Below are 21631 nucleotides of genomic sequence, written 5' to 3'. Positions count from 1 at the left end.
CCGCAGCACTTCCACGCCGCGCGCCACGGCCAGGCGCAGCAGCGCCGCATCGAATGCGGCACGCTCGACGACGGCGCCCTCGTGCGCCACCGTCTCGATCGATTCGCTCGTCCAGCGCACGCGCGTGGGCTTGCCGGCGACGAGGGGAACGGATTCGAGCACCTCGTTCGCGTCGAGGTAGTCGATGATGTTTCTGACACCCGGCGTCAGCGCTTCCCCGATCTGCGGACGAGGCCATAGCGGGCTTCGCTCGACGAGCAGCACGCGATGCCCGAGCTGGTTCAAGCGCAGCGCCACGCACAGGCCGGCGGGACCGGCGCCCGTCACGAGCATGTCGAACGTGCGAGTCACGCCGTTCCCGCACCGCTAGCCGACGCGCCAGGCGAACCGGCAAACCAGGCCGGCGCATAGCGCGCGAGCCTGCCGTGCGCACCGATTGCATAGTGCAGCCAGCCGCGGATGTAATCGCACGCGCTGCGTCCGCGCTCGAGGACCTCGTGATGGCATCCGCCGCCGCAAAGATAGCGCGCCCAGCATGTATTGCAGGGCTGTTGCTGGTGCACGTGACGCTCGGCGAGCCAGATCGTCTGGCGTGCCTGATCGACGCCCGTGGAGAGATGCCCCATGACGCCGGCCTCGTCGCCGACGAAGCGGTGACACGCCGCCAGCTCGCCATCGGCGGAGACGCCGAGATACCCGGCCCCTGCGCCGCACGGGTACGGCCGGTGCGTGCCGCGCTGGATTTCGCGCAGCGCGTTCTGCATGTTCGAGAACGGGTAGCGCTCGCCGCGCATGACCTTTTGCTCGAATGCGAGCCCGCAGGCGATCATCCCTTGCAGCATGTCCGCCATGTCGTCCGGGCCCATTTCCGCGCGGCCGTTCGACGCGCGCAGCAGCGGCGAGAAGCCGACGCTGTGGAACCCCATGTCGACGAAAGTATCGAGCGTGCTCGGCAAGTCGAGATTGAACGGCGTGACAGTCACGCGCGCCGAGACCTGCATGCGCCGCTGGCGCGCCAGCAACGGCGTCACGCGCTCGACGATGTGATCGAACGAGCCCATGCCGCCCTTGAACGGACGCAAGCGGTCATGCACGGGCGCGGGGCCGTCGAGGCTGACGGTGACAGCGAAGCCGTGCTCCTCGAAGAACGCCCCGTCATCTTCCTGCAGCAGGCTGCCGTTCGTCGTCACCGAAAACTGGCATCTGATTCCACGCGCATCGGCGCGCTCCCGCGCGTGGACAGTCGCCGCGCGCAGCACCGCGCGATTGGCGAGCGGCTCACCGCCCATGAAGGCCAGATTGATCTTGCCGCCCTCGCTCGCCTGCTCGATCAGCAGGTCGACTGCCGCCAGCGCGGTTTCGAGCGGCATGTTCTTCGCCTTGCCGCCAAATTCCCCTTGCTGGGCGTAGCAATAGGTGCAGCCGAGATTGCATTTCTGCGCGACGGCAAGCGACAACGCGTGCACCGGCATCTCGGTCAACGGCTGGTCGTCGATCGCCGGGCGCATGTCGAGCCCGCGGCTCGCGACCAGCGAAGCGACGGCCTGCGCATCCCCGTCCTCGAGCGCCGCCTGAAACGCGTCATGCAGATCGTGCGGCACATGAAACAGGCGGCTTCCGTTGACGAGCAACAGTTGCGCGCCCGCCGCATCCTCGACCACGTGGATCCCGGGATGCCGCGGGCGCGACGCCTTGACGATACGCGCCGCCATCGCCGACGCCAGCGGCGCGAGCGGCTCGACGGCGTGGTCAGGTTTCATCGGCATCCTTGCCACGGATCACGAACTGCAGATCCTCCTGCCAGGACCGGAACAGATCGTCGTAGGACCACAGCCGCGTGTCGACGCGATTGTCCGGCACGTACGTGCCCGTGCGGCGCTTGGCGAACCACATGTCGCCGCGCGCCAGCCCGTCGTCGCCCGGCTCGACATTGACGAAGTCCGGTCGCGACGCGGCCCAGTAGTAGCACGCGCATTCGCGATAGTCGTTCTGCCAGGGCGCGCAGAGGCCTTGCGTCAGCTCGCCCGGCTTCAGCATCTCGAGGTTGAAGCTGGCGGTGTCGCCCTCGAAAAAGCGCCTCAGCGTGAGCGTCACCTTCAGGGTCTCGGTTTTGCCGTGGTCGTAGTACACCTCCTCCAGGGCGTCATCGTGCGCCGTGAATTCGCATTCGACCGGCTTGCCCTGCAAATGCACGATGCGGGCGATGGAGTTCGACCACTCCATGAACGACACCGCATTGGGATTGGGCTTGCTCGCCAGCGTGACGGGATCCCCGCCTGGCAGCACCGGCCCTGTCGTGAGGACCATCGTGCCGACCTTGTGGCCGTCGAAACTCAGCAGGCGGCGCGTCTTGAGATGCTCGTAGCCCGGCTCCGCATCGATGACGTAGTTATTGTTCTCGACCAGGGTGATGCCGACGAATGCGCGCCGCCAGAGATTGCGGAAATCGAACTCCAGGCCCGGGAAGCAATTCGAAATCGCCGTGCGCGGCAGCACCGAGACCGGGTTGCCCACGCCGCGATGGTGAATCTGCGCGGTCAGGTTGGACGCGCGGATCTCCCCGTTGCCGGGCTGCTCGAGGTCTTTCGGAACGTTCGGATCGTTAACCGACATGCTTGTCTCCCTTCGGATCAGGTTGTCCGAACATCGCGTCCCGCGCCGCCTTGATCACCAGGTTGATGTGGCGGCGCGTGAGCGTCAGGCTGCGACCATCCGCCCCGCGCATCAGGGCCGGCATCTTGCGCAGGCCCTCGGCGGTCAGGTCGCCGATCTCCTCGGGCTGGCGCAGCAGCCTGGCGAACCACGGCGCACCACCCGCCGCCAGCGTGCTGAACACGCGCTCGTGCAGCGCCCGCAGCGCGAGATTGTCGACGATCGATTCGGCGGCGATCGGCTCGTAATAGCGCTCGAAGTCGGCCGTGTTCTGCCGCACCATCGTGCTCGCGACGTTGAGCCTGCCGTTGACCGGGTTGCCGTTCATGACGGCGGTGTTCATGAGGCGGATCGTTTCGAGCGCACGCAGGACGATCTCCGTGGCTTCGTCGATCGATACGCTCTCTTCCGGGACGTGGATGCCCTGGAGAATCTGCTCCATCTCGTCGGACACCACGCGCACCGGCATGGTATCGGGCGCATAGGCCGGCGGCCCGGCGCCGATATAGCCGTGCGCGCGCAGCGTGGAGCCGTCCTCCCTCGTCAGCACGACCTGCACGTGGCCGTCGCATTCGTCGTCGAGATAGCCCCAGCTGACTTGATTGCCATCCTTGTCGGCGTATCCGGCAAAAATCTGCGCGGGGTTGGTCGGCGCGGGATGCGCTTTCGTGGGGCCGCCCGCCTCCCTGAAGCCGAGCCACTTGCCCGGCGTCTCGGCGTAGAGCAGGAGATCGTCGCGATCGATGACGGGATCGGGCTTCAGCTCGTTTTCGCGTTCCTTGTCCGACGTGCGGCGCACCAGCCGCGTGCCGTACACGACACCGGCGGCAGGGGTGTAGCGCAGGCGGATCTCGGGGAACTGCGCCGTCGGCTTGACGAACTGGACGTGACCGAGCGGAAGATGCCGCCCCGCACGAAAATGCTCGCAATGGCCCAGCATCGCGTGCCGCTCGTGATCCTTGAGACCGGTCAGGTTCGCGTAGATCTTGTCGTTCGCGTCGTTGGTGCGGCGGTAGATCTTGATGTTGCCCAGATGGATATCCCAATGCAGGGCGTCGAGATCGAGTTGTTCCGCCGCGAGCAATTGCAGCGTGAGCGGCTGCAGCGTATGGGGCGCCTCGCTCGTGCGCGCAAACACTTCGAGAAAGGGCGCGACCGGCCGCACCTTCCTGTTCTCGTCCTTGAAGCGAATCGTGTCGGGCACATAGGCCTTCGCGATCTCGCCGCTTTCGGGATCCACCTCCAGCGTGGTGCACGGCACGATGCGTCGAAAGTCGAGCGGGTTGTCGGGATCGACGACGAGGTCGAACGCTTCCAGCGGCGTCGCCGCGGCGCCCAGCCTGCCGACCGCGACGGGCGGCAAAATCCGGAGTTCCAGTATCGGCATGTGCGGCTCCTAGAGTAGCGCCAGGTCGACTTCGCCGGACAGGATGCGCCTGGCGACGGCGGCCAGGTTCCTGTCGGCTTCGCGCAGACTGAGCAAATACGGATGGCGCCCGGCATCGGTGTTGGCCAGCAACTCCACCACGAGGTTCTCCGAGGCCGCGAGCAGATCGAGGTGCCCGCGCCAGCGGTTCGCCTCGCCGAACGGGCTGTTGAGCGTATAGGGCATCTGGAACGGCGGCCCCGCGAGCGACGCGTCCGGCTCAGCCGACACGCGCGACTGCATCAGGATCTCCGAGAGCGCGCGCAGGTTGTACATCTCGCCGAACGCCGCATTGACGATCGTGCCGCGCGGCGTGAACTGCCCGGCCGCATTGAGCCCGCCGTAGAGCGTGAAGCTGTGGATCAGGTACTGCAGCAGCATGCGGTAGCGCAGGTTGAACAGCGACGCCCACAGCTGGGTCACCGGCTCGGTGATCGGCGTCACGGGTGTGCCCCCCAGCTCCGGCTCGAACTCGGGGTCGAGCGCCACGTAGGGATTGACCGCGACGGGCCGCGAAGGCCGCCAGGTTTCGTCTACCTGCGCCGCATGCAGATCGGCCGCCGCTGCCGGATAGGCTTCCGTCCACGCTTCCTCGAGAAAGTCGCCGGGGCGTGCGGCAAGCCAGGTGTCGACGCCGCACAGCTCGCCTTCGACGACCGCAAGCATCTCGACATAGATCCGCAAGAAGCGCACGAAATGCGAGGGATCCTTGCCGTGGGGCGCCTCCCCTTGCTTGGCGATTTTATCCAGCGCGTTCACCGCGTCGTCGCGCGAGGTGGCGGGCATCACGAGCACGTCCGGCGTTCCGCCTGGAGCGCGACCGCCGCCGTTGCCCCGGTGGCCGCCCTTGTACCCGCGTCCCCATTCGGCGAAATCCGCCTGGCAGCGGTAGGTGTCGGCCTGGAAGACCTCATCGGGCAGGTGGTCCCTGACGAGCGGAATCAGCGTATCGAACAGCTCGGCGACCTGATGAGGATTCGATGCCTGCTCGCCGACGCGCCGGCGGATATCCGCGCCCAGCTCGCCGCCGTCCCAGTCGGGCGGCGCCTCCGTATAAACGTATTTCGCGAGCGAATCCAGCGTCAGCGGTTCGAGCATGAACGGGAACGGATAGAACGGCGTATCCCACGGGTAATCGTCACGCTCGAAATGCAAGGGCGAGCCGATCAGGCGCAGCACGTTCTGCACCGTGATCAGGTGGCCCATCTCCTCCTTGGCGATGCCGAGGATGGTCTCCTGCCAATTGCGGACCGTGTCGCGAAACGCCTCCGGCACCTGCGGCCCGCCCAGCGAATAGCCGGCGTACAGATACTGCACCATCAGGCAATGCTCGATTTCCGCGTCGATGGACAGCAGGTAGGTGACGTAGTCGCGCGTCGATAGCTCATTGTTGAGCACCGGCTTGGTGGAAGGGCCTTCGGCGGCCCGCTTGCCAAGCGCAAGCCGCCCTGGGGATGAACCGCCGGGCGCGAGATGCCGCCACAGTCTGAGAGATTGCATTGCCGCTCCTTATTACCTACGTCTGAAATAGAGGGTCGTGCAGTACTGCAGGGAATGGCTGGTATTTCGGTACTGATGCGCGCCAAACGTCTTTCGACGAGGCGCGCGGTCACTCGAGCGGGCGCGTCACGACCCCTCCCGCTCGTCTTTACGGGCGCCGGATTTCCGTGGAGATCCGCGGCACGTTCAACTGCAACCGCATGCGCCGGACAATCAGATTGGCTGGCAGATGAACGGGTATTCCGAATCGTCGATCAACGGCTCGATGTCGAAGAAATCGTTGAGCACCGATTCCGCCGTGCAATAGGCGCCTTCCACCCAGGCCTGATCGTTGGAGTAGCACTCCCCCACGATGAAGATGGGCGCATCCTTGCCGTCGATCAGCTGCGACGGCTTGCGGATTTTTTGCTGGACGTCGGCAACGTCGTAGTGCGCGGCCCACGCATGGTAGCCCGCACGGAACGGCGGCAGCGACCAGTCGACATAGGCCGCCTCGATCGGCTCGGGCACGTCCGCAAAGTCCGAGTTCGGCCCGAAATGCAATTCCGCCAGCTGCTTTCGCAGCATCTTGACCATTCTGTCGGGCACCTTGCGCGGCCCGATCAGCGGTTGGATATCGTCGGCGATCGGCACATGCCGCTCTTCGTTCGGCCCGAGCTCCAGCTCGCGCCAAAACGTCGTGAAGGTCTCGTCGTCGTAGGAGGCCAGCAGGCCGTAGACCGGCTTTGCATTCCTGTCAGCCGCGTTATTGCCGAAGTACACCACCATGCGGATCGGCGTGTCGGTCACGCTCGGCCCCATGGTGTTGCGCTTTGCGACGAAGAGCAGCAACGTTTCCTGCTTGATGGTCATCCGCTCGCCGGCCGCTTCTTCCACGGCCTTGACCAGCGCGTCGGCGCTCGCGAACTGGACATTCAGGATCGTGTCCGAAGCGGACATCGCCTGCACGAACACCGGCGGAAAGTCCTGCTCCTTGAGCGACGCGATCACGGCATCCGTTACTTCATAGCCGTTGATCTTGGGCGGATAGGGCGTAGCCGGGTCCAACCACCATTCCTTCTCGAAGAACATGCCGACCTTGTAAGACGGCTGCATGATCGCCGACTCGAGATAGAGCTTGACCTTCCGGTCGTTCAGGACGTCCAGCCCGCCCCGATCGTCGTAGCGGGAGCCCTGGGCAACCTGTTCGAGCGCCGCGCGCGGCATGGCCAGCCAGGCGGCCGCCGTGGTCCGACGGGCGGCCTCCCGGTAGGGATCCTCCCGCGTCGCGATCGTGTATTGGACGACGCCGTTCTCGACATGGATGGAGCGCAGCCGCTGGTCCGGGTAATACTGAAGCGTGACGCCTCGCTGCGTCGCCAACTGCTCGATGGCCGCAAACAATGCGTGAAACATGCCCGAGTAGCCGGTCGTCAGCGTCATGTACTGATTGCCCGGCGTGAATTCGTTGTTCGCCTCGAAGGCGACCGCGCTATTCCAGTTGATCACGTTGGACGAGTATCCGTTGCCGTCCGCGGCGTACTGATAGCCTTCCGAGCCGAGCTGGTCGTACATCAGGTTCCAGTAGCCGATGTCCTTGAGCAAATCGCCTTTCTGGAAGATGGAGCTCGACGGCAGTTCGGCCGTGATGCGGCCCTGCTGATAAAACGCGTCCCACTGCTTGCGCGTGCCCGGACCACTGGTGCTCGTGACCGACACCGCTTCGACGACGGCGAAGCCCTGGTCGGGCGTGGTCGAAGCACCAAAGTTGTTGGCCGCGTACGGCGCCGGATTGCGCGAGGAAATATCGCTTTGATAGAGATTCCTGGCGCGCAGGTAGTAGAGGGGATCGCTCGATTCGTTGAACGGCACGGCATAGCGGTCGAGCCCGAGCTTGGCGATCACCGTCGTGACCAGCCGGTGGCCCTGCGCTTTACCGTCGTTTTGGCCGTTCCATTGCGAATAGCGCATGCCGCCCAACTCGAGGTACGAATTGTCGGGATTGTTCTGGTAGTGCCAGGTGCAGACCCGGGCACCGGGTGCGCGGGTGCCATGAAATTCCTTCGAAAAATCGTACTTGCCCCAGTCGAAGAGTTCCAGGACGTCGCCCTGCTGCAACTGCCGGTTCGGATCGCCCCCCGCTCGCGCCTGGCCATTCAACAGTCGCCAGGCCGTGTATAGACCGGCGGCACCACACCCGAAGATCGAATAGGTCTTGCTTGCCATGGTGTCCTGCTCCCGTAGATGCGCGGCCTGTGCTCAGGCCAGCTTGTTGAAATAGCGGCTACCGGTGGAGAAGTGCGAGATGTCGAATGGGGTGTGACCGTCGAGGGTCAGCTGGCAAAGAATTTCGCCCAGCAGCGGAACGAACTTTCCGGCCCAGCCGGTCGCATAGATGACGATGTCGCGGTGGTTCGGCACATAGTCGGGCGCGAAGTCGATCAGCAGTTCCTTGTTCGCGATCTTGCTGAGTGCGACGAGGCAGGTCGACGTGAAGCGCGGAACCGGCTCGAGACCCTCCATGTGCTCGCCGACCCACTCGGCCGTGAACGCGAGCTCCCGGGGATTCGGAATGGGTGTGCGCTGATCCGGGGACGTCAGCGGCGCGAGGACGAAATCGGACGCGACACGGATATAGCCCGGGTAATTCCAGGCGACCTCCGGGAAGCCGTAGAACTGGTTGCCGTTGTCGCCCACCGGGTTCTGGAAAACGAACCACGTGGGGTACTGGATATCCGGCCGGGTCTTGCGGTAGTAGGCCGAGGCCATGTTCCAGTAGGTCGCCGCGATACGGAACCCCAGCAGCCTGAACACGTCGTCGGCATAGGGGCCCGGCGTCAGCACCAGCTTTTCGGCACTGAAGGTCCCAAGCGGCGTCTTCACTTCAAAGAGGCCCTGCCGACGCTCGATGCCGATGACCGGCGCCTCCTGCAGCAGCTGCACGAAGGGAGAGCGCTGATTCCAGTCGAGCAGCGTCCGCTGCGTGGCCGCGAGATCGATGCTGGCGCCCTGGGCCTGAAAGAGTCCCGTATACGTCGACGGCAGATTGCGAAAGTGAAAACGCTTCTCCAACTCGTGCGCATCCAGCGTTTCATAGGCAACCCCTTCGGCCTTCAGCGCTTGCTCGGCGGCGGGGATATTGCCCTCTGTCGACTTGACCGACGGATCGCCGAACCACAAGGTGCCGACCGTGTCCATGAGCGGCTGCGGCGTCAAGCCTTGCAACTCGTCCCAATAGGGGATCGACTGCTTGACCAGCTTGACCATGTAGGCGTCGGGATAGGGAATGCGGAACTGGCGCGACACGCCGGCCGAGCTGCCAAGCTGGTTCACGAAGGTGAACTGCTCGAGCACCAGCGTCCTGGCCTTGCGCTTGCCGAGATGGTAGGCGGTCGACAGGCCCATGGGCCCTCCGCCGACAACGATAACGTCATAGCGATGCGTTGCGTCGTGCATGTGGGGCTCCAGGGCATCCGGAAGCACATCGATTACAGCGATCCGCGAGATCACGGTCCCGATTGATGCAGCAATGGCCGAGTCGCTAAGTCGAACTTCTGGGAGGCTTTGAAAAACGGAATGGATGACGCCATTTTCATGGTTGGTGACGCGTCGTCGTCCGTCTCACGCTCAGCGAGTCGCTGCGGTCGAATTACATGCGAGCGACGGTATGTGAGCAAGCTGGCAATCCTGACAGGAGGTTGAGATCTCAATCGCGGCGCGTCGCGAATCAGGGTTTCTTCTTATGTTCTTGTGGCCGATGTACGTGGGGTACGTGACCTCGGACGGGATCGATAAGGATGCTCCAATCGCCCGGGCCGTAGACATCGAGTCCAGGTTTGATCAGGCCGGTAGCCGCAGCGTCAAAAGCTGCTTGATCTCACGTTGCCTCGATCAATTCGCTCTTGCGCACCATCGTCAGCAAAATGACGCGCAGGGCGAGCCGGATCGTCGGGTAGGTCGCCATCTGTTCCAACTGTCGATGCATGAGCCGAATCCGCAAGCGTGGCCTGCCGGCCGTGCTCACTCCGGCACCGGCAAGCTGCGGCGCCGTGCCAAACAGATCAATTCCTTCGGTGACCACTCCCGCCCGATCGCGATGAGCAAACAGCGGTGCGACCGATGCTTCGATCTGCGCCCATGGCATGCGTGTCGCGAGCACCGCGAACGGGTGGTGCAGATCGATCATGGTATCCAGTCGGCTAGGGAAGAAATCGTCGGTCATCGCGTCCTCGAACTCCCAGGTTTTGAATCAGATCGATATCCTTTCCGGGAGTTCGATCACCCAACGATCATCCGCAATTCCTCGCCACGTAGGGCCCCCTCAGGTTTTTCAGGTCTGACGAATTATGCAACAACGCCCCTTGAGCACCTCGGCATCAAAACGAAGTAGACCTACGTCGCAAGCGCCGGGGAATGCGGCCCGAAGAGATGCAATCCAAGGCTATATTTTGTTGTCGATACGAAAGTCTGCGTGAACTTGTGCGCCAAGACTTCTCAAGCGCAACATAACTTCATTCAGATTTTCTGGCGCTGGCTTATAGTGACCGCTTTTTCGTGAAAGTGTTTTTATAATTCCATCGTGAATTTCGATATAACCCGCAGCAAGAGCTTCCCCACCACTCAAAAAACTGGAGTGCTGGAAGAAGCCCTTTGCTTTAAATTTTGAAATATAGAGCTCCCCACTCTTATCCATCACATAAATAGCACGATGGTTGTCCTCAGCGACCTCGGAAATCACGTCGCGTGTATCCAAGCATTGTCCGTCAGATCCGGTGATCTTCCCGTTCTCGACTTTCACTTTAAGTTCGTTACGTTGAGCCTCGTTCAAATACTGAACATTCACGTTATTTCCAAATACTTTTCCTTGCTCTTCTCCGGAAAACGAGGGATCCATTTTTAGGGGCGATGCCTTAGAAGGTGGACCATTATTTTCGATTGGAAGAGGCATTAGCTGAGTCACACCATTTTCTGTGGACAACATGGGGTCCGGTTTTGCCAGGCTTTGCAAGTTCATCAGACCGGCTCCTCGTCTCATCGCAAGGCCGGGCTTACTGGGTGGTCGAGATGTGGTCGGCTTGCTACGAAGCTGTGCAAACCGGTCATCGGCAAATCTGGAAGGCGTTGCATTAGGCAGCGTTGCCGAATCATGACCAGGCGCCGCATGCGAGTGGTCCTGAACTAAAGAGTTAGAGTTGACGCGAAGCGGATTCGACATAATTAGTGGTCTGTGACAAGAAACAGGAGAGCACAGTTTGAGAAACTATCGAATTGTCCGATCGAGTCATGAATGGGATGCGAAGCTGAGCCAACAAATGCGAAGTGTAGTGGTCTAATGAATCCGGACACTGATTTAGGCGAGAATGATCGCTATGAAGAGGTGTCTGATGAGCAAGCAACGACGTACGTTTTCCCCGGAGTTCAAACAGCAAGCCGCCAGTCTGGTGCTCGACCAGGGCTATAGCCATATGGAGGCAAGCCGCTCGGTCGGTGTCGGCGAGACGGTGCTGCGTCGCTGGGTGCAGCCTTCAGATGGAGCGCCAAGGCGTCACGCCGCAGGGCAAGGCAATTACGCCGGATCAACAGCGTATTCAGGAACTCGAGGCGCGTATCGAACGCCTCGAGCGTGAGAAGGCCATTTTAAAAAAGGCTACCGCGCTCTTGATGTCGGAAGGCATCGAACGTACGAAGTAATTGATCAGATTGGCGCAAGCGAATCGGTCGAACTGATCTGCACAGTATTCGACGTATCGCGATCCTGCCTGTATGCATACCGGGAGCGTGCCCAGCGCGTTGACGCCGAGCGCATGGCCCTGCGTAGCCGGGTACACGAGCTGTTCGTTGAGAGCCGAAGCTCTGCTGGTAGCCGCAGCATCATGGGCATGATGCAAGAGGAAGGCACGGCAATTGGCCGCTTCAAGGTCAGTCGTTTGATGGAAGAGCTGGGATTGATTTGCAAGCAGCCGGGCAGCCATGCGTACAAGCAGGCGACGGTAGAGCGGATCGATATCCCGAACCATCTCAACCGTCAGTTTGAGGTTGCTGCGCCGAATCAGGTCTGGTGTGGCGACATCACTTACGTCTGGGCGCAAGGTCGTTGGCATTATCTGGCGGCGGTGCTCGACCTGTTCACGCGGCGAGTTGTTGGCTGGGCATTCTCGACGCGCCCGGATGCCGATCTGGTCGTGCAGGCGCTGGAGATGGCCTATGAGCAGCGAGGCCGGCCGCAAGGATTGCTGTTCCACTCGGATCAGGGCGCCCAGTATGCAAGCCGGAAACTCCGTCAGCGGCTGTGGCGATATCGGATACGGCAGGGCATGAGCCGCCGTGGAAATTGTTGGGACAATTCCCCGATGGAAAGGCTGTTCCGCAGCTTCAAGACGGAATGGCTGCCGTCAGTGGGTTACATGTCGGCTCAAGAAGCACACCGGGATATCAGCCACTACCTGATGCACCGGTACAACTGGATACGGCCGCATCAGTTCAATGACGGACTGGCGCCGGCAGCCGCGGAAGAAAAACTTAACGCAGTGTCCGGGATGAGTTGACCACTACAGTTTCTCTCCAACGCGACATGGACTGTCAGCGTGCTGCTGGCTGAAACGTGCTTTGATCAGCAACCGCACACGCAGGTGAATTCGCAAATGCGCTTGCACCGGCGTAGCAAGCTTGATTGCCGAGCACTCTCTCAATGCGAATCAGCCGGTTGTATTTTGCGGTACGATCGGCGCGCGATAGCGATCCAGTTTTGATCTGGCCGCATCCCGTAGCAACGGCCAGGTCGGCAATACTCACATCCTCGGTTTCTCCGGAGCGATGCGAGATCACCGCGCGGTAGCTCGCGTCATGCGCCACGCGTACTGCTTCCAGCGTTTCTGACAACGTGCCGATCTGATTCATTTTCACCAGGATCGCATTGGCGATCGACGCTTCGATACCGTTCTTTAGAAGTGCCGGGCTGGTGCAGAACACGTCATCGCCGACGAGTTGGCAACGCCCACCGAGCGTCGTTGTCAGTAACTGCCAACCTGGCATGTCGTTTTCCGCGACGCCATCTTCAATCGACACAATTGGATAGGCATCTACGAGTCGGGACAGGTATTCGACCTGCTCCTCGGCGCTGCGCTCGACACCTTCTCCCTGATAGACGTAACGCCCGTCCTTGAAAAACTCGCTGGCCGCGGGATCGATTGCCAGCGCGATATCGGCGCCGGGTCGATAACCGGCGACTTCGATTGACGCCATCACGAGGTCAAGCGCCTCCTGCGCCGAGCGAATTGCTGGCGCAAATCCCCCCTCGTCGCCGACATTCGTGTTGAAGCCCTGCTGCTTTAGTGCCGCACGCAACGTGTGAAAAACTTCGGCCCCCATACGTACGGCCTCGGCAAACGACGGTGCGCTCAGCGGTGCAATCATGAATTCCTGAAAGTCCAGCGGATTGTCTGCGTGAGCACCGCCATTGAGGATGTTGATCATGGGTACGGGTAACACGCTTGCCTGGAGGCCACCGAGATAACGAAACAGGGGCTCGCCCCGACGGGCCGCTGCCGCATTGGCGACGGCTAATGAACAGCCAAGTATGGCGTTGGCACCCAAACGCCCCTTGTTCCTGGTGCCGTCGAGATCGATCATCGCCATGTCGATAGCGGTCTGATCCGATGCATCAAGGCCCGTCAGCAGGGTACGAAGTTCGGTATTAACCGCATGTACCGCCGCACGCACCCCTTTTCCCTGATAACGATTCTTGTCGCCGTCACGCAACTCGACAGCTTCGTGCTCGCCTGTCGAGGCGCCGGACGGAATCATCGCGCCGCCTCTGGCTCCGTCATCGAGGGTGATTTCGACCGCCACGGTCGGGTTGCCTCTGCTATCCAGAACTTCCCAGGCCTCGACATTGGAGATTTGCTGGCATGGCTTCATGGTGAGATCCCTATATGATAAAAATTGTCGAATATGACCATTTCCGACGACGCGAAAATTCTTGCCGTAGAGTCTCGATTTCACCGGAAACAAGGTGATTTGCCCTGCGATCGCCCTAACAGGAAAGGAAATTTTTGCTCCGTTGACTGCAACGATACATGTCTGGAGTACCATTCAAAAAGCGACTTTTTTTGTTATATCCGTCAGCTTTTTTGACTAATAAATTTGATCATGCGGAACCTTCCACCGCTTTCTTTACTGCGTGCTTTCGAGGCGACGGCGAGACTGGGATCGGTCACCAAGGCGGCTGCAGAGTTATGTCGAACGCACGGCGCAGTGAGCCGCCAATTAAAGCTGCTACAGGAGCACTTTGGCGCGGCGCTCTTTGCGAAGGAGGGAACCGGCCTCAAGCTGAACCAGCATGGTGAGGCGCTCTTCACACTCGTCGCGCCCATGTTCGAACAGCTCGAACGTGATTACGAACGGCTACGCGCGCAATTGCACGATACTGGCCTCCATGTGGCATGTAGCGCGACCTTCGCGATGCGATGGCTCGTACCCAATCTCGCCGATTTCTATCGAATGCAACCCGATGTGCGGATTCGTCTCTCGATGACCTCGGCGCGCGAAATTAGAACGGAAGGCGCAGATGTGGTGATTGTCTGGGACCTCACGTCGTATCCGCAGGTCGATCGTGAAAGGGCCGTGAGGTTAGCTCCGGTATGCTTTGGCCCCGTCTGCACACCCGAATATGCATCGGTCGCCCACACGGGGATCAAAATTACTCACGACTTCACGTCGAGCGCATGGACAAATTGGGAGCTGCAGAATGGGACTCCGATTGGAATGGGTGGGCAAATCGCATTCCCTCATACACATCTGTGTATCGAGGCGGCCCTCTCAGGACTGGGCGTCGCGCTCGTCGAACGTCGATTGATCCAACGAGAGTTGACCAAGGGCCTGCTCGTTGCACCGTGGGGGTTTACAGAACTGCCTTTTGGCTTGATGGCGCTGACGGCTCCAGGCCGTGCATTACCGGACAAACTGCCCACGTTCATTTCGTGGCTTTGCGAACGCTTGCGTGCGGACGACTCAAGATTGACCAGCGATCTTTCTAATTAGGGGAAGCCACGTTACATTCCCCAACGGCTGCAACTGCAGGCGTTCACAAGAGTGCCAGCAGCGTCCTGTAATACCGCGAGCGCAGTGCTTTCCTGGCTGTAAGCGGCGGGCATCAGTTCATTGAGCCAAGGTGAACGAACGCCATAGCCTGCTTCGCGAAGGGATGCAGTTCCCCATCTGTCACGCTCCGGCGCGGAATCTTGCCCTGCGCGTCGTGGTGGAACAAGCTGGCGAACTCGTTAAAGGACCGAAGGTTTTTGACTTCGGGCTTGAGCTGCTCGAGCGGGCTTCCAGCGGGTGCGTTCTCGATTGACCTGCCCCCTACAAACAGGGCCAGCCGGAGTCTAGTAAAGTTCGTTTTCGGAGAAGAAGACGAACATGAAGAAGCACTTTACGGAACAGCAAATCATCGGGTTTCTGAAGGAAGCTGAAGCCGGTATGCCGGTCAAGGAACTGTGCAGGAAGCACGGGTTCAGTGACGCGTCGTTCTACACCTGGCGCGCAAAGTTCGGCGGCATGGAAGTCTCGGAAGCCCGCCGGCTCAAAGACCTCGAAGTGGAGAATGCCCGGCTGAAGAAACTGCTGGCCGAAGCAATGCTCGATATGGAAGCGTTGAAGGTCGTGGTCAAGGGAAAGCCCTGAGCCCGCAAGCCAAACGCGAAGCAGTGTCGGCGATTCGGGGAGGGTCAACATCTCTGAGCGCCGCGCTTGCCGGCTTGTCGGGCTTTCTCGCAGCGTGCTGCATTACGACGCGAAGCCGGACCACGAGAATGACGTGCTAGCGGCGCGTCTGGTGGAGTTGGCGCACGAACGTCGTCGATTCGGCTACCGCCGACTGCACGCCCTGGTGGAACGCGAAGGCACGCACGCCAATCACAAGCGCATCTATCGCCTGTACCGTGAGGCAGGACTGGCTGTGCGGCGCCGTCGCAGGCACCACGGCGTAATGATTGAGCGCGAGCAACTGGCATTGCCGGGCGCACCCAACGAGGTGTGGTCAATCGATTTCGTGATGGACGCGCTTTCCAACGGCCGGCGCGTGAAGTGCCTGACCGTCGTCGACGACTTCACGAAAGAGGCTGTCGACATTGTCGTCGACCATGGCATCTCAGGTTTGTATGTCGCTCGGGCATTGGACCGTGCAGCTCGCTTCCGTGGCTATCCCAAGGCGGTGCGAACAGACCAGGGACCCGAATTTACGAGCCGTGCGCTTGACCAGTGGGCGTATGCGAACGGCGTCACGCTGAAGTTGATTCACGCGGGCAAGCCAACGCAGAATGCGTATATCGAATCGTTCAACGGCAAGTTCCGCGACGAATGCCTTAACGAGCACTGGTTCACGACGCTCGCGCACGCTCGGGCTGTCATCGCGGCATGGCGTCAGGACTACAACAGCGCACTGAACTACCTTGCGCCGTCAGAGTTTGCGGCGAAACATCGGGCAACCGCGGATGCTCCTGCCGCATTCCAGGAGTTGGTTTAAAGGGACTTTGCTAGAAGCCCATTGGCCCTATTGAAGGGGGCAGGTCAGCGGGGCGCTGATTGCCAGCCTGCCGGAGACGGCAATGGAAGCAGAGGCAGAGGCAGATAAAGAACGCGGCTGCCCGTCAGGGCAGCCGCGCCAACAAACCCGCGCGACAGACATGGCACGCGGGGAAGGCCGCCCGGCACGGGTATGTCGGGCTTGCCGGGCCAACCGGGGCGATCAGAACTCGTAGCCCACTTGCGCACGTACGCCTGCGTCTCCGATCGACGTGACCGACACGGCGCCGTTCACCAGCCAGTTGCCGTTGCGCGAGCGATACGTCGCGCCGGCTGCTACTGCACTGCCGCCCTTGTAGGTCGCGCCGCCCGCCGCGACGATTGTCTTGCCCGGGCCCGACGGCGTCATGTTCGGCATCGCCATCGCGGCCGCGATACCCGCGTACGCGTTCTTCGCGACCTGGTTGATCGCGCGGTTCGCGTCGTCGAAACGCTGGTTCATCGAACTGCTCAGCGCGCCGACCGAGCTGTCGGTGTAGCTGTTCGCCGACTTCAGCGCGTCGTTCACCTGCTGCACGTTCGCGGCGTCCGTCGGTGCGGTGCCGGCGGCGACGTTCGTGATCTGCCGCTCGCTGCCGGCCGCGCCGACCGACACGCTGTTCGCGCGATCGGCCATCGAGCCCGCGCCGAGCGCCACCGCGTTTTCGGCCGTCACGCTCGCATTCGCGCCCAGCGCGGTGGCGCCATTCACGCCGTCCGCGATCGATGCGTTCGAGCCGCCCGCCGTATTCCCTGCGCCGTTGCCCGCGTAGACGGGTGTCGTGGCCGCCGCATCCTTCGACACGTCGGTGCCGTCGAAGTAGCCGCTGCCATTGCCCGGGGGCGCCGTGCCGGGGCCGATGCGGCCGCTGATGTCGTCGACTTGCGTCTGCAGCGCATAGAGCTGGCTGCCGTTCACCGCGTCCGTGCTCGACGCGTTGATCGCGCCGTTCGCGACGTTGGTCAGCGTGACCGCCGCGCTGCCCGCGCCACCCAGCGTGACCGACCCGAGGTTGACCGAACCGTCGGCGAGACGGTCGTACATCACCGCGCCGCCGAGCTGCGTGCCGACGTCGCCGAGCTGCGCCTGCAAGTTCTTCAACTGCGACACGTTCACCGCGTCGGTATCGGCCGTGCCGTCCGCGACGTTGTGGATCTGCGTGCCGTTCGCGCCGCCGAGCGTGATCGAGGCCTGCGACGCGTCGTCGTACTTCGCCGCGAGCTGGTCGAGGTCGCCGATCTGGCCTTGCGCGGCCTTCAGCTGTGCCACGTTCACCGCGTCGCTGTCGGCCACGCCGTTCGCGACGTTGGCGAGCGCGCGCGCATTGCCGTTCTGGTCGGCGAAGTTCACGCGCGCGCCGTTGGTGCCGGCGCCCACCGTGAGGTCGGCGCCTGCGCCGGCCTGCTGCACGAGACCGACCGTGCCGTTGCTGATCTGCTGCTGCAGGTTCGTGATGTTCGTTTCGTTGGTCGTCACGCGGCCGTCGAGCTGCGTGACGTGGTCGCCGATCGTCGTGACCGTGTCGCCGAGCTGGGTCAGGTTGTTGCTGACAGTCGTGATGTCGCTCGCGTTCTGCGTGAGCGCACCGTCCACGAGCGACAGTGCGTCGCCGACATTGTTGACCGGTGCGTTGCCCTGGATCGTGTAGCTCGGCGCGATCAGGGCGCCGGTGGCCGGATCGATCGACGCGCCGCCGCCGAGCGCGTTCGTCACGCCCTGGAGTTGCGAAACGTTCACCGCGTCGGTCGACGCCGTACCGGCCGCCATGTTCGCGATCTGGCGTTCGCTGCCGGTCGCACCGACTGATACCGTGTTGGCGCGCGACACGCCCGAGCCAGCGCCAAGCGCGACGGAGTTGGTCGCGGCGGCGTTCACCGTTGCACCCTGTCCGAGCGCCATCGAATTGTTCGCGCCGGCTGCGACCTTCGCGCGAGAGCCGAGGGAAACCGAATTGTTCGCGGCCGCCGTCGCGTTGTTGCCGAGGCCGACCGCATTGGTGGCCGTCACCGAGCTGTTCGTGCCGAACGCGGTCGCGTTGTCGCCGGAAGCCACGGCCTGATAGCCGAAGGCCGAGCCGTTGTTGGCGGTCGCACGGGCGTTCTGCCCGATCGCAATCGCACCGTTGGACAACGCGCTCGCGTTCGAGCCGACGGCGACCGAGCCGGTGCCAGTGCTGCGGGTACTCATGCCGACGGAAAGCGCGTACTGTCCGGTCGCCGAAGCGGGGCCGGTCGGGCTGCGCACCGCGAGATACGGGCTGCCGGTGGCCGAGATGTTCTCGACGCTGGTGACACGCGTGTCGAGGCCGCTGAGCGCATCGCCCACGGAATGATAGTCGGTGCCGCCGAGCGTGTAGGTCGGCGAGAGGATCGCACCGTTCGGCGCGACCGACGCGCCGCCGCCGAGTGCTGTCGCGACGCTTTGCGCGGTATTCGTCTGTTGCCCGAAGTTGACCGCGTCGGTGGCCTCCGTGCCGGCCGCGACGTTCGTGATCTGCCGCTCGTTGCCGACCGAGCCGACCGACACGCTCTGCGCGCGGTCCGCGAGGCTGCCGGCGCCGAGCGCCACGCTGTTCGTCGCGGCGGCGTCGACCGTGGCGTTTTCGCCGATCGCGACGCTGCCGTCCGCCGTGGCGCTGGCGTTGTCACCGATCTCGACCGCGCTGTTGCCGGCGGCGTATGCGCTGCCGGAGAAGGCGATGGCCGAGACGGCGGCGCACAGTGCGATCGATGCGGCGCGCGTCGTGCGCGATGCACCCTTGCGATGACTGCGTGCATGCTCGGAAACGGCCGTCCACGTACCCGTGACTGCATTCCAGATGACCCGATAAGCCTTGTTCATGTTTAACCCATTTTCGGTGAGTTGATCGATGGGGTTAAGGTACCTTTCGGGGAGTATTCCTGAATATCTGATTAGTCTGAATTTTGATTGCGGACGGGGGCGAGCGTGCGTATGACGAATGACGGCGATACCTGCGACGGCCCGCCGGAAGGCGCACACACCGGGGTCGGATGAAAGGCGCCGCAGCTCAGTCGCCGAGCGCGTCACGCGGCAGCATCGCCGGTTCGACCAGATGCCGCCACTGCTCGACGAGCTGCTTGCGTTGGCTGCTCGACGCGAGCAGGTACTTGTTCATCTGTGAGATGAAGACCTGGCGCTGTGCATCGCTCTGGTCGGCGAAGAGGAGCAGGCTGCGATGCAGCTCGGTGGGGTTCGTTTTCGACAAGGGATTTCCGGCGACGTGGGTCCGGCGAGCGAACGGCTTTCGAATCGAAGGCCGTCCGTTCGCGCGGATGCGCGAGGGGACGATGCTCGTCGTCATGGGAAAAAAGTGTAAGACGCATTTGACGTTTCGCCCATCTGACCAATCCGAATCTCGCGACCGCGGCGACGCGGATTCGTCATTGGTAGTTGATCGTGAACGTCACCGACGTGTTCGCCGGTCCGGGTGTCGGCGCGGCGCTGCCGGTCTGGATGTAGCGGGCGCGCAGTGGAATGTTGTTGTAGGCGTTCATTATTAGCGCTAGCCGTGTTCAGAAACGTTGCTAGCGGAAACTCTCAAAGAAGCCTTGGCGAACAGGGACTTTTTGAAGTTTTCTGGTGGCTGCTTGGCCGTTGCGTTTTTGCAATAGAAACTTGGCCAATGTTCACTAACGTTGCTAGCACGTTGCACGTGTTCTTTAATACTGCTAGCGCACGAGTCGCGTAGATTTATAGGAATCCATATGACTTCGATCGAAGAGCGGGCCGCTCGAGCAGCGAAGATTGCGTCCGTGCTTCGACCGCTTGGCAACGGTGTGCTTTCCCGACAGCAGGCTGAACGAGCAGCACAGCTATTAGGCGTTCACTGCGCCACCGTATATCGCCTGCGTCGTCGTTTTCTCGCAAATCCGGTCGCCGGCGCACTACAGCCAAGGCAGCCGCTGACTTGCCCCCTTCAATAGGGCCAATGGGCTTCTAGCAAAGTCCCTTTAAACCAACTCCTAGAATGCGGCAGGAGCATCCGCGGTTACCCGATGTTTCGCCGAAAACTCTGACGGCGCAAGGTAGTTCAGTGCGCTGTGCGGCCTTTGCTCGTTGTAGTCCTGACGCCATGCCGCGATGACAACCCGAGCGTGCGCGAGCGTCGTGAACCAGTGCTCGTTAAGGCATTCGTCGCGGAACTTGCCGTTGAACGATTCGATATACGCATTCTGCGTTGGCTTGCCCGCGTGAATCAACTTCAGCGTGACGCCGTTCGCATACGCCCACTGGTCAAGCGCACGGCTCGTAAATTCGGGTCCCTGGTCTGTTCGCACCGCCTTGGGATAGCCACGGAAGCGAGCTGCACGGTCCAATGCCCGAGCGACATACAAACCTGAGATGCCATGGTCGACGACAATGTCGACAGCCTCTTTCGTGAAGTCGTCGACGACGGTCAGGCACTTCACGCGCCGGCCGTTGGAAAGCGCGTCCATCACGAAATCGATTGACCACACCTCGTTGGGTGCGCCCGGCAATGCCAGTTGCTCGCGCTCAATCATTACGCCGTGGTGCCTGCGACGGCGTCGCACAGCCAACCCTGCCTCACGGTACAGGCGATAGATGCGCTTGTGATTGGCGTGTGTGCCTTCGCGTTCCATCAGGGCGTGCAGTCGCCGGTAGCCGAATCGACGACGTTCGTGCGCCAACTCCACCAGACACGCCGCTAGCACCTCATTCTCGTGGTCCGGCTTCGCGTCGTAATGCAGCACGCTGCGAGAAAGCCCGACAAGCCGGCAAGCGCGGCGCTCAGAGATGTTGACCCTCTCCCGAATCGCCGACACTGCTTCGCGTTTGGCTTGCGGGCTCAGGGCTTTCCCTTGACCACGACCTTCAACGCTTCCATATCGAGCATTGCTTCGGCCAGCAGTTTCTTCAGCCGGGCATTCTCCACCTCGAGATCCTTGAGCCGGCGGGCTTCCGAGACTTCCATGCCGCCAAACTTCGCACGCCAGGTGTAGAACGACGCATCACTGAACCCGTGCTTCCGGCACAGTTCCTTGACCGGCATACCGGCCTCGGCTTCCTTCAGAAACCCGATGATTTGCTGTTCCGTAAAGCGCTTCTTCATGTTCGTCTTCTTCTCCGAAAACGAACTTTACTAGACTCCGGCTGGCCCTGTTTGTAGGGGGCAGGTCAAGCCTAACCCACATCGCAAACACTAAAAAAACACTAAAAAGTTGCGGCTCGTGGGTGATTTCCGCGGAACTTGGCGGACCATTAATTCCCCGCAAACCCTTGCCAGACGTGGCTTTGACGGACTTCAATGGACCTAGCCGGATCACTCAGAAAACAATCACAATTCATTTAACTTTCCGTGAGGACTTCGACACCGGCCACTAACTACGATGGGCGCATATTTTCAGGACCTGCCGCCAGGAGCCCATCATGCCCACCCGCAGACATCTGCTGTTCGCCGGCGCCACCGGCCTCGCCGTGCTCGCGACGCTGTCGTCCGTCGGCCGCCGCGCACTGGTCGGCCGTGCGTTCGC

At 61.9% G+C, this 21631-nt stretch carries 15 protein-coding genes and 3 pseudogenes; 4 read left to right on the top strand and 14 right to left on the bottom strand.

The features are described 5' to 3' along the window. The 9 genes and pseudogenes from G3N99_RS14475 to G3N99_RS14435 all read right to left on the bottom strand — a co-directional run. Positions 1-351 (bottom strand): tryptophan 7-halogenase (locus tag G3N99_RS14475; RefSeq protein ID WP_206122719.1); only part of this gene is annotated, 351 nt, incomplete at its 3' end. After that, the gene (locus G3N99_RS14470; protein WP_206122718.1) at positions 348-1760 is read right to left on the bottom strand and encodes a radical SAM protein; all 1413 of its coding nucleotides are present in this window, start codon (positions 1758-1760) and stop codon (positions 348-350) included. The genes G3N99_RS14475 and G3N99_RS14470, both read right to left, overlap by 4 nt. Next, complete coding sequence (locus G3N99_RS14465; RefSeq protein ID WP_206122717.1) at positions 1750-2613, bottom strand: hypothetical protein; 864 nt, start codon at positions 2611-2613, stop codon at positions 1750-1752. The genes G3N99_RS14470 and G3N99_RS14465 overlap by 11 nt, the downstream gene beginning before the upstream one ends. Beyond that, entirely contained in the window at positions 2603-4039 is a 1437-nt protein-coding gene (locus G3N99_RS14460) for a hypothetical protein (protein WP_206122716.1), read from the bottom strand. The genes G3N99_RS14465 and G3N99_RS14460 overlap by 11 nt, the downstream gene beginning before the upstream one ends. Positions 4040-4048: 9 nt before the next feature. Next, complete coding sequence (locus G3N99_RS14455; protein WP_206122715.1) at positions 4049-5578, bottom strand: ferritin-like domain-containing protein; 1530 nt, start codon at positions 5576-5578, stop codon at positions 4049-4051. Between the two features lie 213 nt (positions 5579-5791). Continuing rightward, positions 5792-7783 carry a hypothetical protein gene (locus tag G3N99_RS14450; RefSeq protein WP_206122714.1) on the bottom strand — a complete coding sequence of 664 codons (1992 nt, stop codon included), beginning with the start codon at positions 7781-7783 and terminating at the stop codon, positions 5792-5794. A 33-nt stretch (positions 7784-7816) separates the two neighbouring features. Then, on the bottom strand, positions 7817-9013 hold the full coding sequence (locus tag G3N99_RS14445; protein ID WP_174943702.1) for an FAD-dependent oxidoreductase: 1197 nt from the start codon (positions 9011-9013) through the stop codon (positions 7817-7819). Positions 9014-9539: 526 nt separating this feature from the next. Continuing rightward, positions 9540-9779, bottom strand: a pseudogene (locus G3N99_RS14440) (IS5/IS1182 family transposase); the annotation flags it as partial. 219 nt (positions 9780-9998) lie between these two features. Further along, the gene (locus G3N99_RS14435) at positions 9999-10571 is read right to left on the bottom strand and encodes a hypothetical protein (RefSeq protein WP_206122713.1); all 573 of its coding nucleotides are present in this window, start codon (positions 10569-10571) and stop codon (positions 9999-10001) included. A 370-nt stretch (positions 10572-10941) separates the two neighbouring features. On the opposite strand from G3N99_RS14435, the pseudogene G3N99_RS14430 reads away from it, so the two are divergent. Then, positions 10942-12102: pseudogene (locus tag G3N99_RS14430) on the top strand (IS3 family transposase). A gap of 34 nt (positions 12103-12136) precedes the next feature. Here the strand turns inward: G3N99_RS14430 and eno are convergent. Continuing rightward, positions 12137-13474 (bottom strand): phosphopyruvate hydratase, encoded by a 1338-nt coding sequence (gene eno, locus G3N99_RS14425; RefSeq protein ID WP_174945343.1) that lies wholly within the window; start codon positions 13472-13474, stop codon positions 12137-12139. A gap of 231 nt (positions 13475-13705) precedes the next feature. Here eno and G3N99_RS14420 point away from each other — a divergent pair, with 231 nt between their 5' ends. The 3 genes and pseudogenes from G3N99_RS14420 (at position 13706) to G3N99_RS14410 (ending at position 16079) form a co-directional block, all read left to right on the top strand. Then, the gene (locus G3N99_RS14420; RefSeq protein ID WP_174945299.1) at positions 13706-14596 is read left to right on the top strand and encodes a LysR substrate-binding domain-containing protein; all 891 of its coding nucleotides are present in this window, start codon (positions 13706-13708) and stop codon (positions 14594-14596) included. 130 nt (positions 14597-14726) lie between these two features. Continuing rightward, complete coding sequence (locus G3N99_RS14415) at positions 14727-14909, top strand: hypothetical protein (RefSeq protein ID WP_206122712.1); 183 nt, start codon at positions 14727-14729, stop codon at positions 14907-14909. A 65-nt stretch (positions 14910-14974) separates the two neighbouring features. Next, positions 14975-16079 (top strand): annotated as a pseudogene (locus G3N99_RS14410) (IS3 family transposase). Positions 16080-16301: 222 nt separating this feature from the next. Here the strand turns inward: G3N99_RS14410 and G3N99_RS14405 are convergent. From G3N99_RS14405 to G3N99_RS14395, 4 genes are all read right to left on the bottom strand, one after another. Next, the gene (locus G3N99_RS14405) at positions 16302-18959 is read right to left on the bottom strand and encodes an ESPR-type extended signal peptide-containing protein (protein WP_206122711.1); all 2658 of its coding nucleotides are present in this window, start codon (positions 18957-18959) and stop codon (positions 16302-16304) included. Positions 18960-19146: 187 nt separating this feature from the next. After that, positions 19147-19344, bottom strand: a complete 198-nt coding sequence (locus G3N99_RS14400) for a hypothetical protein (RefSeq protein WP_206122710.1) — start codon at positions 19342-19344, stop codon at positions 19147-19149. 175 nt (positions 19345-19519) lie between these two features. Next, a complete protein-coding gene (locus tag G3N99_RS41885; RefSeq protein ID WP_241011637.1) occupies positions 19520-19633 on the bottom strand; it encodes a fimbrial protein in 114 nt (37 codons plus the stop codon). 468 nt (positions 19634-20101) lie between these two features. Next, positions 20102-21210 (bottom strand): IS3 family transposase gene (locus G3N99_RS14395; protein WP_206122709.1). Its coding sequence is split into 2 segments (ribosomal slippage): positions 20102-20952 and positions 20952-21210, totalling 1110 coding nucleotides; the frame shifts between segments, so codons are not numbered across the junction. Between the last annotated feature and the right edge of the window lie 421 nt (positions 21211-21631).

Source organism: Burkholderia sp. Ac-20392, assembly GCF_017104585.1.
GTDB classification, from domain to species: domain Bacteria; phylum Pseudomonadota; class Gammaproteobacteria; order Burkholderiales; family Burkholderiaceae; genus Burkholderia; species Burkholderia lata.
This window is presented reverse-complemented; position numbering and strand designations above follow the sequence as displayed.